Source organism: uncultured Agitococcus sp., from assembly GCF_937920075.1.
Classification (GTDB): domain Bacteria; phylum Pseudomonadota; class Gammaproteobacteria; order Pseudomonadales; family Moraxellaceae; genus Agitococcus.
Map to the genome: position 1 here is coordinate 1 of NZ_CALETI010000246.1, position 8,730 is coordinate 8,730.

Annotated in this window: 9 protein-coding genes; 2 read left to right on the top strand and 7 right to left on the bottom strand. The window is 39.8% G+C overall.

Going from position 1 to position 8,730, the window contains the following annotated elements; all coding sequences use genetic code 11:
- Positions 1–2,658, top strand: a 2,658-nt coding sequence (locus Q0212_RS08580; RefSeq protein ID WP_297924532.1) for an SbcC/MukB-like Walker B domain-containing protein, incomplete at its 5' end; no start/stop codon positions are given.
- Positions 2,659–2,698: 40 nt separating this feature from the next.
- Here the strand turns inward: Q0212_RS08580 and Q0212_RS08585 are convergent.
- The 7 genes from Q0212_RS08585 to lolA all read right to left on the bottom strand — a co-directional run bounded on the left by Q0212_RS08585 (position 2,699) and on the right by lolA (position 8,267).
- Positions 2,699–3,472: a ferredoxin--NADP reductase gene (locus Q0212_RS08585; RefSeq protein WP_297924533.1), complete on the bottom strand. Its 774-nt coding sequence runs from the start codon at positions 3,470–3,472 to the stop codon at positions 2,699–2,701.
- Positions 3,473–3,761: 289 nt separating this feature from the next.
- Entirely contained in the window at positions 3,762–4,163 is a 402-nt protein-coding gene (locus Q0212_RS08590; RefSeq protein WP_297924535.1) for a type II toxin-antitoxin system VapC family toxin, read from the bottom strand.
- Entirely contained in the window at positions 4,160–4,417 is a 258-nt protein-coding gene (locus Q0212_RS08595) for an antitoxin (protein ID WP_297924537.1), read from the bottom strand. The genes Q0212_RS08590 and Q0212_RS08595 overlap by 4 nt, the downstream gene beginning before the upstream one ends.
- 72 nt (positions 4,418–4,489) lie before the next feature.
- Positions 4,490–5,872 (bottom strand): siroheme synthase CysG, encoded by a 1,383-nt coding sequence (cysG, locus tag Q0212_RS08600; RefSeq protein WP_297924539.1) that lies wholly within the window; start codon positions 5,870–5,872, stop codon positions 4,490–4,492.
- Complete coding sequence (locus Q0212_RS08605; RefSeq protein WP_297924541.1) at positions 5,872–6,348, bottom strand: hypothetical protein; 477 nt, start codon at positions 6,346–6,348, stop codon at positions 5,872–5,874. Before Q0212_RS08605 ends, cysG begins: the two co-directional genes overlap by 1 nt.
- Before the next feature lie 2 nt (positions 6,349–6,350).
- Positions 6,351–7,625, bottom strand: a complete 1,275-nt coding sequence (gene serS / locus Q0212_RS08610; RefSeq protein ID WP_297924543.1) for a serine--tRNA ligase — start codon at positions 7,623–7,625, stop codon at positions 6,351–6,353.
- An 18-nt stretch (positions 7,626–7,643) separates the two neighbouring features.
- Positions 7,644–8,267, bottom strand: coding sequence for an outer membrane lipoprotein chaperone LolA (gene lolA, locus Q0212_RS08615; protein ID WP_297924545.1), 624 nt, complete (start codon positions 8,265–8,267; stop codon positions 7,644–7,646).
- 80 nt (positions 8,268–8,347) lie between these two features.
- On the opposite strand from lolA, the gene Q0212_RS08620 reads away from it, so the two are divergent.
- Positions 8,348–8,730 (top strand): hypothetical protein (locus Q0212_RS08620; protein ID WP_297924547.1); only part of this gene is annotated, 383 nt, incomplete at its 3' end.

An 8,730-nucleotide genomic window follows, 5' to 3' on the forward strand; every position in this document is an offset into this window, starting at 1 on the left:
AAAAAAGCCTTTGAACGCGCCAATGAAGAAAAAGACAAATTACTTACTTTACAGCAACAATTACAACAGTTACCGCCTTTACCTTTAGAGGAGCGTCAAGGCTTAGAACAAAAAATTGCCGAATTACAAACAACTTGCCAACAAGCCGAAAAACAGCTTTTAACCATGCAACAACAAGCACAATGGCATCAAACAGCACAGCAATTACAACAACATTTAGCTGTGGCTACACAACAACTACAGCAAATTGAGCAACAATCGCAACACAGCAAACAAGATTACTTATTGGTCAAACAAGTGCAATCCGCATTAGCGATTAAACCAATTTGGCTACAAAAGCAGCAACTAACACAACAATTACATAGCATCAAACAACAGCTGAATGATTTGCAACAACAACAACAGCAATTAGCAGACCATGAGCAGCAGCTTAAGCAACACTATCAACAAGCACACAGTAATGCTCAAACATTAGAACAAGATTGGCAACAGCAGCAACCTAATCTGCAACAGGCCAAACAATTGGATTACGATATTCATCAAGCACAAAAACAACTTGAGCAACATCAAAAAAGCCTAGAGCAATATGCCCAACAGCTTAAACAACAAACTAACTACCAACATATTGCACAATGGCCACAAATTCAGCAGTTATTGAGTTCGGCAAAAAAACAATACGATATGGTGTTGGCTCAACAAGCTAATATACTGATTTTGCAAGTCAAAGAGCAACACACACAACAGCTTGTGTTACTGGAGCAACAGCTCACGCAGACTCAGGCTCAAAATTTGCAACAACAGCAACAACAACTGAGCCAACAACAGCGGCTATTTGATGTTGCCGTTAAAGACTGGCAACAATACCTAGACTACCAACAACAGATACAACAACTCTCTCAAGAAGAATTTGGCCTGTTACAAGACATCGCACAGATTGAACAACAACTTGCTAAATTACAGCAACAACTTCCTCTGACTAAAGCCCAATTAGAACAAGCGCAACAAGCATGGCATAGCGCAAAATTAGCCTGTAGCCAAGATATTAAACAATTACGCGAGCAACTCGAAAACGATAAACCCTGCCCTGTCTGTGGGAGCATCGAGCATCCTTATCAGCAACATCAGGCACAAGCGCAGCTTAATAGCGTCTTAGAAGTATTACAGCAACAAGTGACGCAATGCCAAAGTCACTATGATGAGCAAAAAATAGCTTTAACACGTTTGCAAGAAACCTTGCGTAATCATCAGCAACAGATTGAAAAACTCAACATACAGCTTAGTCGCTTGAGCCAAAAGCAAATAACCATCGAAACGGCCTTACAACCCCTTAAACAATTTGATAACTGGCAACAGCTTGAGCAAGCAAAAAAACTGGCTTGGCTACAACAGCAACAAGCAGCGATTGGCCAACAATTACAACAACTTGCTCAACAACTTAGCCAACAACAACAGTGGCAACAGCAAAAAGACCATACGCATTTGGCAATCGCTTGTTGTTTGATTATGGAACAATGTACACAAAGTCTTGTTTTAGTGTGTCAAAGTCAGCAACAGTTAGTCAGCTTGCAGCAACAACATATTGTATTGCTGCAAGGAAAAAGCAGCCAAGAATTTGAGCAAACTTGGCAAATGCAATTGAGCCAAGCGCGGCAACAGCAAGAACATAGCCAACAACAATGGCACAAAACCCAACAAGAGATTGATAAAGGACAACACAGTATTGCGCTAAAACAACAACAACAGCAACAGCTTGAGCAGCAATTACAGCTACAAGATAGCGATTTTGAGCAAGCCTATGGCATCTTTAAGCAACAACATGATCTTGATTTAGCATCATTAGTGACACTATTTGCCTACGACAACACATGGTTACAACAGCAACAACAGCGTTTAGAATCCTTACGTCAACAATTATCTCAAGCCCAACATCAATTTGCGGCGCGTGAGCAAGATTATCAGCAGCATTTACAACATGATTTTGCTCAAACTGAGCAGTTACAGGTAACACAACAATTAGCACAATTACAGCACAGCTTAAAAGAGCAACAACAACAGTTGGGTGCGCTTAGCGAACAATTAAAACAAGATAATCAACGCCAACAACAGCAACAGCGTTTAGGGCAAATTTTGCAACAACAACAGCAACAAATGGAAGTTTGGAGTCAGTTAAATGAGGTGATTGGTTCACGCGATGGCCAAAAATTTCGTAATGCCGCACAACAAATGACTTTAGATGTGTTGTTGTTTTATACCAATGGCCATTTAAAAGATTTAGCACGGCGTTATCGTTTGGAGCGTGTCAAAAACACCTTAGCATTGCAAGTGATTGACCAAGATATGGGTGATGAAATTCGTTCGGTACATTCGTTATCGGGTGGTGAGTCATTTTTGGTGTCGCTGGCTTTGGCGTTGGGTTTGGCGTCGCTCTCCTCACAACGGGTAAAAGTAGAAAGTCTGTTTATTGATGAAGGCTTTGGTAGTTTGGATGCGGATACCTTACGGGTGGCGATGGATGCTTTGGATATTTTGCAAAGCCAAGGTCGAAAAGTGGGTGTGATTTCCCACGTCGCGGAAATGACCGAACGTATTCCAACGCAAATCCAATTAACTAAAGGTGTGGCTGGTAGAAGTAAATTAGAGATTTTTCCTAGTATTTAAGAAATTGGGGGCATATTGCATATACCCCCAAAGAGATAAATTATTTTTCGACAAATGCACGCTCAATGACATAGTCACCCGGTGCATGACTTGTACCTTCGACAAAGCCACGTTTTTCTAAAATGTCGACCAAGTCTTTTAACATACTTGGGCTACCACAAATCATCACACGATCAGTTTCAGGATTTAATTGAGGCAAACCAATGTCATCACACAACTTGCCACTTTCGAGTAAATCGGTTAAACGACCTTGAGTAGCAAATTCTTCACGAGTCACAGTTGGATAGTAAATTAATTGATTTTTGATTAATTCACCAAAATGCTCATGGTCTGGCAATTCTTCGGTAATATGATCAAAATAGCCTAATTCGCTTTTCCAACGAACACCATGAGTTAAGACGATTTTTTCAAACGCATCATAAAATTCAGGATCACGGACGACACTCATAAATGGTGCTAAACCAGTACCTGTTGATAATAAGTATAGATTTTTACCGGGTTTGAGGTTATCCATAATCAACGAGCCAGTTGGCTTTTTGCTGACTAATAAAGTATCACCGACTTGTAAATGCTGTAAACGAGACGTTAAAGGGCCATCAGGTACTTTAATGCTATAAAACTCTAAATGATCTTCGTAATGTGCGCTAACTACACTATAAGCGCGCATTAATGGACGACCATTAACTTCTAAGCCAATCATCACAAACTGACCTGTTTTAAAACGCAAAGTCGGGTTACGTGTGGTGGTGAAGCTAAATAAAGTATCGTTCCAGTGATGAACACTGAGGACTTTTTCTTCAAAAAAAGCGGCCATATCGCTATAAATCCTGATAGAAGGTTTAAAATCGGGACTTACGCATTTTGCCAAAATTAGCGCGTTTTGTGAGCATATAATCGTTAAAAACGATTGATGCGAGCAAATAAGCGATAACCGCGTAAGTCCTAAGATGTACCTATTTTAACAAAAATCAGATAAGTTATTGAGACAATTCCGCTATATCTTCATGCAATTAAATCATATTAATTATTAGCAAAACTGATGGATATACGTTTTTTATGCAGTTTTATAAATAGAAAACTGCATTATCACTTGTTTTTATATGTTATAAAATCCAATTTTCCACATTCAGTCCATCAACACGTTGAAATTCTTTAACATTATTGGTCACAAGCAGCGCATCTAATGCTAGAGCATGAGCTGCAATTAACAAATCATTATCGCCAATTAATTGGCCTTGATATTTTAATTTTGTACGAATTTCACCATAATAAAATGCCGCTTGTTCATCAAACGGTACAATATCTAAACACTGACAAAACTGATTTACTTGTTGGTGATTATGTTCTGGTTTGCTAGAGTGGCTTGCTCCAAAGCGCAACTCTGCTAAGACAATACTTGATATAGCTAAATGTTGGCTATATTGCTGAAATTTCTTTAATACCTCAATGGGTCTGCGGTTCATTACGTAAATGCAGATGTTAGTATCTAATAAAATTTTACTCATTCAAAACTAGCTCGCTCTGAAAAGCGCATTGTTTCTTGCTCTTGCATAAAATCATCTGTAGGGCGTTGTTCACTGGCAAAATAATCTAGCCAATTTGAACGGTAAGGAGTTAGAATGACTTTATCACCTACTTTTTCGATCATCACCTCTTGCCCTTCAAAACGACAAAATGCAGGTAAACGTACAGCCTGACTACGGCCATTCATAAAAAGTTTTGCTGTTGTTTTTTGAGTTTCCAAAGATATAGATGGCATAATGAGTTACTCCCAAATCGAGATATATACCAAGTATATATCTCGACCTAAATAACAACAACACAATTCTATTTATTTTGTTACGCCAAACCACGCCAATTTATCTTGCAACTTGACCACATCACCAATAATCGTCAACGTTGGTGCTTTGATACCACTTTCGTGAACTTTATCAGCAATAGTAGCTATTTCACCAGTGACTACTTGTTGATTGGGGCGTGTGCCATGAGAGACTAAGGCAACAGGCATATCAGGACGCATACCATTAGCGATGAGTTGTTTAGCAATCTCTTCTAAACCCACCAAGCCCATATATAAAACAAGGGTTTGACGTTCATGAACTAATTCAGACCAAGGCAGGTTTGGTGTGCCATCTTTTAAATGACCTGTGACAAAACGCACTGATTGGGCATAATCACGATGAGTTAATGGAATGCCTGCATAAGCAGAACAACCACTGGCCGCCGTAATTCCAGGTACAACCTGAAAAGCAATGCCTGCTGCTGCTAACTCTTCAATCTCTTCCCCACCACGACCAAAAATAAACGGATCACCACCTTTTAGGCGACAAACACGTTTACCCTCTTGTGCTAATCTTACTAATAATTGATTAATGTCTTCTTGGGGAACGGCATGATCGGCACGCGCTTTACCCACATAAATCATGTCGGCATCACGGCGGCAAAGATCTAAAATAGGTTGAGACACTAAACGATCATACACAACAACATCGGCTTGTTGCATTAAGCGCAAGGCTTTAAAGGTTAATAAATCAGGATCGCCTGGCCCAGAACCGACTAAATATACTTCGCCTGCATGTTGTTGATGTGTGGCTAAAGCTTGTTGTAAATGCTGTTCGGCAGCATCATGACGGCCGTTATACACTAACTCAGCAAAACGTCCTTGCAATTCTTTTTCCCAAAAAGCACGTCTGTTTGAGGTGTCTGGCAACACTTGTTGCACTTGTTGACGAAATTTACCCACAAAAGCAGCTAGTTGACCATAAGCCGCAGGAATCACACTTTCCAATCGAGTTCTTAATAAACGTGCTAGGACTGGCGACTGACCACTACTCGAAATAGCGATTACCACAGGCGAGCGATCAATAATTGACGGAAAAATAAAGCGGCATAAAGCGGGTGCATCAACGACATTGACAGGAATATTAGCCAGCTCACAATCGTTAAAGACTTGTTGATTGAGAGCCTCATCATCCGTTGCTGCAATGACCAAACGCTGTTGAGCTAAATGTTGAGCATGGTAAACTTGTTCGATGATTTTTCCACCATTGGCCAACACTTGCTCTTTTAGCTCAGGTAAAATATCTGGAGCAATGACCGTGACTTTTGCATGTGCCTTGAGCAGTAACGTTACTTTACGCTTGGCAATATGCCCACCACCAATCACCAAACAAGGTTGCTCAGCAATTTTTAGAAAGACCGGTAAATAATCCATCAGCCAATCACCTGCTTTTGTTTTTTCACTTCAGCATAGGTATCACGAGCCATACGCGCATCGTCTTTGCTTAAGGCTGTTTTGTGTAATACCAAACCATCACACAACCATTCGCCATCAAAATTTAATAAGGCCGTACGAACAATCATAAACTCAGGTAAGGTTTCTTCTAAAGCAGTTGTTAACGCTTTTACTTGATAAAAAGCACCAGTATTCACATGTTGAAACACATAACCTTTTTGGTATTTTTTCAAATAAATAAAATCGCCAAAGACCGCTTGTTTAATCACCGCTAACCATTCAGGCACAAGTGCATTTTCATAAACTTGTGGATGATTATCACGGTAATAATAGATCTGTTCACGCAATTGTGCATATTTTTCCATTGAATCAGGTTCAACTCCCTGATTCAAGGCTTGCATTAATTCTTTATAGGCTGCCAAAAAGCGTTGTGAAACTTCGGTTGATACCAACATGATTAGCCTCCAATCACCTTAACACCGCCCATGTAGGCTTGTAAAACCTCAGGCATACGAATCGAACCATCTGCTTGTTGGTAATTTTCTAAAATCGCCACTAAGGTACGGCCAACTGCCAAACCAGAACCATTTAAGGTATGTAACAACTCAGGCTTGCTGTCTTTGTCACGGTAACGTGCTTGCATACGACGTGCTTGAAAGGCTTCAAAGTTTGAGCATGAAGAAATTTCACGGAATTTATTTTGAGCAGGCAACCACACTTCTAAGTCATAAGTTTTTGCCGCAGAAAAGCCCATATCACCACCACATAACAACATCACGCGGTATGGCAAGCCTAATAATTGCAATACTTTTTCGGCATGACCTGTTAATTCTTCTAAAGCTTGGTAAGAGTCTTCTGGACGTACCAATTGCACTAATTCAACTTTTTCAAATTGATGTTGACGAATCAAACCACGGGTATCTTTGCCATAAGACCCTGCTTCACTTCTAAAACAGGGTGTATGTGCCACGTACTTAACAGGCAATTGTTCGGCAGCAATAATTTCGTCACGCGCAATATTAGTCACTGGCACTTCGGCAGTAGGAATTAGATAAAAGGGTTTTTCGCCTTGTAATTTAAACAGGTCTTCTTCAAATTTAGGCAATTGGCCTGTGCCTTTTAAACTATCAGCATTTACCAAATAAGGCACATACACTTCTTGATAACCATGCTCAGCCGTATGCAAATCCAACATAAATTGAGTTAAGGCACGTTGTAAACGCGCTAAACCACCCTTAATCACCGAGAAGCGAGAGCCTGTAATTCTGGTGGCGGTGGCAAAATCAATTAAACCTAAGGCTTCGCCCAAATCGGCATGGTCTTTTGGCTCAAAATCAAATTGAGGAATATTGCCCCAGCGACGTACTTCAACATTGTCTTCTTCGCCTTTACCTTGTGGTACAGACTCATGTGGCAAGTTTGGAATAGCCATGCTAAAAGCATTAATGTCATGTTGTAGATTTTCAAGTTCAACTTTAACCGTTTCTAAACGTTCGTTGACTTCTTGCATACGTGCCATAATCGGGGCAACATCTTCGCCATTCTTTTTGGCAATACCAATTTTTTTTGCCCCTGCATTACGCTCAGCTTGCAAAGTTTCGGTTTCGGTTTGCAAGCTCTTACGTTGCTCTTCAAAAGCTTGTAATTTGGCAGTATCTAATTCAACTTGGCGACATTGTAAGCGAGCAGCAACAACGTCTGGTTGGCTACGTAATAATTTAGCGTCTAACATGAAAAATAATCCTAGAAATCACTCATCAATCACATCAACATCTTTTGGTGGTGTGAATTGAAAAAAAGATGGCGCAATTTTGCCATTAACTTGCATTTGACTAAAGAAAATATCGGTTCTTTGCCCTAAAGAATCTTTTAATTGCATCGAATTGAGGCTTTGATTGTTAAAAGTGAGCTTTAAACTCTCAAAAACAGCTTCTTTATCTTTGGGCTTGAGGATAAAAACACTTTGTTTGGCTGACAAGCCCTTTTCTTGACTAACGGTGAATGATTGCGCAATTTTTTTGCTATCACCCGATAATAATAAGGCTGGCGTGTTGCCGACTTGCTTATCCAGTTTTTGTTTGGTGGCTTGTTGTAGGTCTGGATCATAAATCCAAACCACTTGACCATTGGCAATGACTTGTTGGGTAAACGGCTTTTGGGTATCCCAACGAAATAAATAAGGACGTTGTACAGACATTTGCCCTGTTAAGGTCTGTAAAGATTGACCTTTGGGGTCAATGGTATGCTGCTCGAAGTTGGCGCGCATACTGGTGACTTTTTCTAATAAAACATTCAGTTTTTGGCTGGCGGCTTGGTCGGCTAAAACGGATGTTGATAACAAAGATAAAGAGAGGCTTAAAAAGAATAAACGCATTCTATCAAACTCATTTAATGATAAGATGGTAGTTTATTAACATATAATTGCTTAAAAATATGTTTCACAAAAATACCCTTATGGTTAATCCATATAATAATACGTTGATTTTTGGTAAAATTCCCGAAATTTATCATGGTCGAGATTATTTTCCATCGGGTGATATTTATTTGCGTTATGGCGAACACAAAGGAATTAATCGAGGCTTTGGTGTCGCACACATTTGGCAAGCTCATCAAAAAGAATTATTGCAATTAGGCTATACAGAAGAAATTCACGTTTCTCACTTTGTCGCTTCTATTATTCAAGTTGGCACACCACTATTCTGTGAGTTTAATGATGTCAGAGGGAAGCATAGAGTTACTGTTTTAAAATCATCCACAGCATTTTCCCCCTCATCAACAACAACCAGGTCGGCTATTGCCTCAGCAAGTTCCTTCAGGTGTTCGTTTGTGGTAGATTT

Bases quoted from the DNA above. Each gene is read 5' to 3' on its own strand.
- Q0212_RS08585 (WP_297924533.1), bottom strand. From the start codon at position 3,472: ATGGCCGCTTTTTTTGAAGAAAAAGTCCTCAGTGTTCATCACTGGAAC.
- Q0212_RS08590 (WP_297924535.1), bottom strand. From the start codon at position 4,163: ATGAGTAAAATTTTATTAGATACTAACATCTGCATTTACGTAATGAAC.
- Q0212_RS08595 (WP_297924537.1), bottom strand. From the start codon at position 4,417: ATGCCATCTATATCTTTGGAAACTCAAAAAACAACAGCAAAACTTTTT.
- cysG (WP_297924539.1), bottom strand. From the start codon at position 5,872: ATGGATTATTTACCGGTCTTTCTAAAAATTGCTGAGCAACCTTGTTTG.
- Q0212_RS08605 (WP_297924541.1), bottom strand. From the start codon at position 6,348: ATGTTGGTATCAACCGAAGTTTCACAACGCTTTTTGGCAGCCTATAAA.
- serS (WP_297924543.1), bottom strand. From the start codon at position 7,625: ATGTTAGACGCTAAATTATTACGTAGCCAACCAGACGTTGTTGCTGCT.
- lolA (WP_297924545.1), bottom strand. From the start codon at position 8,267: ATGCGTTTATTCTTTTTAAGCCTCTCTTTATCTTTGTTATCAACATCC.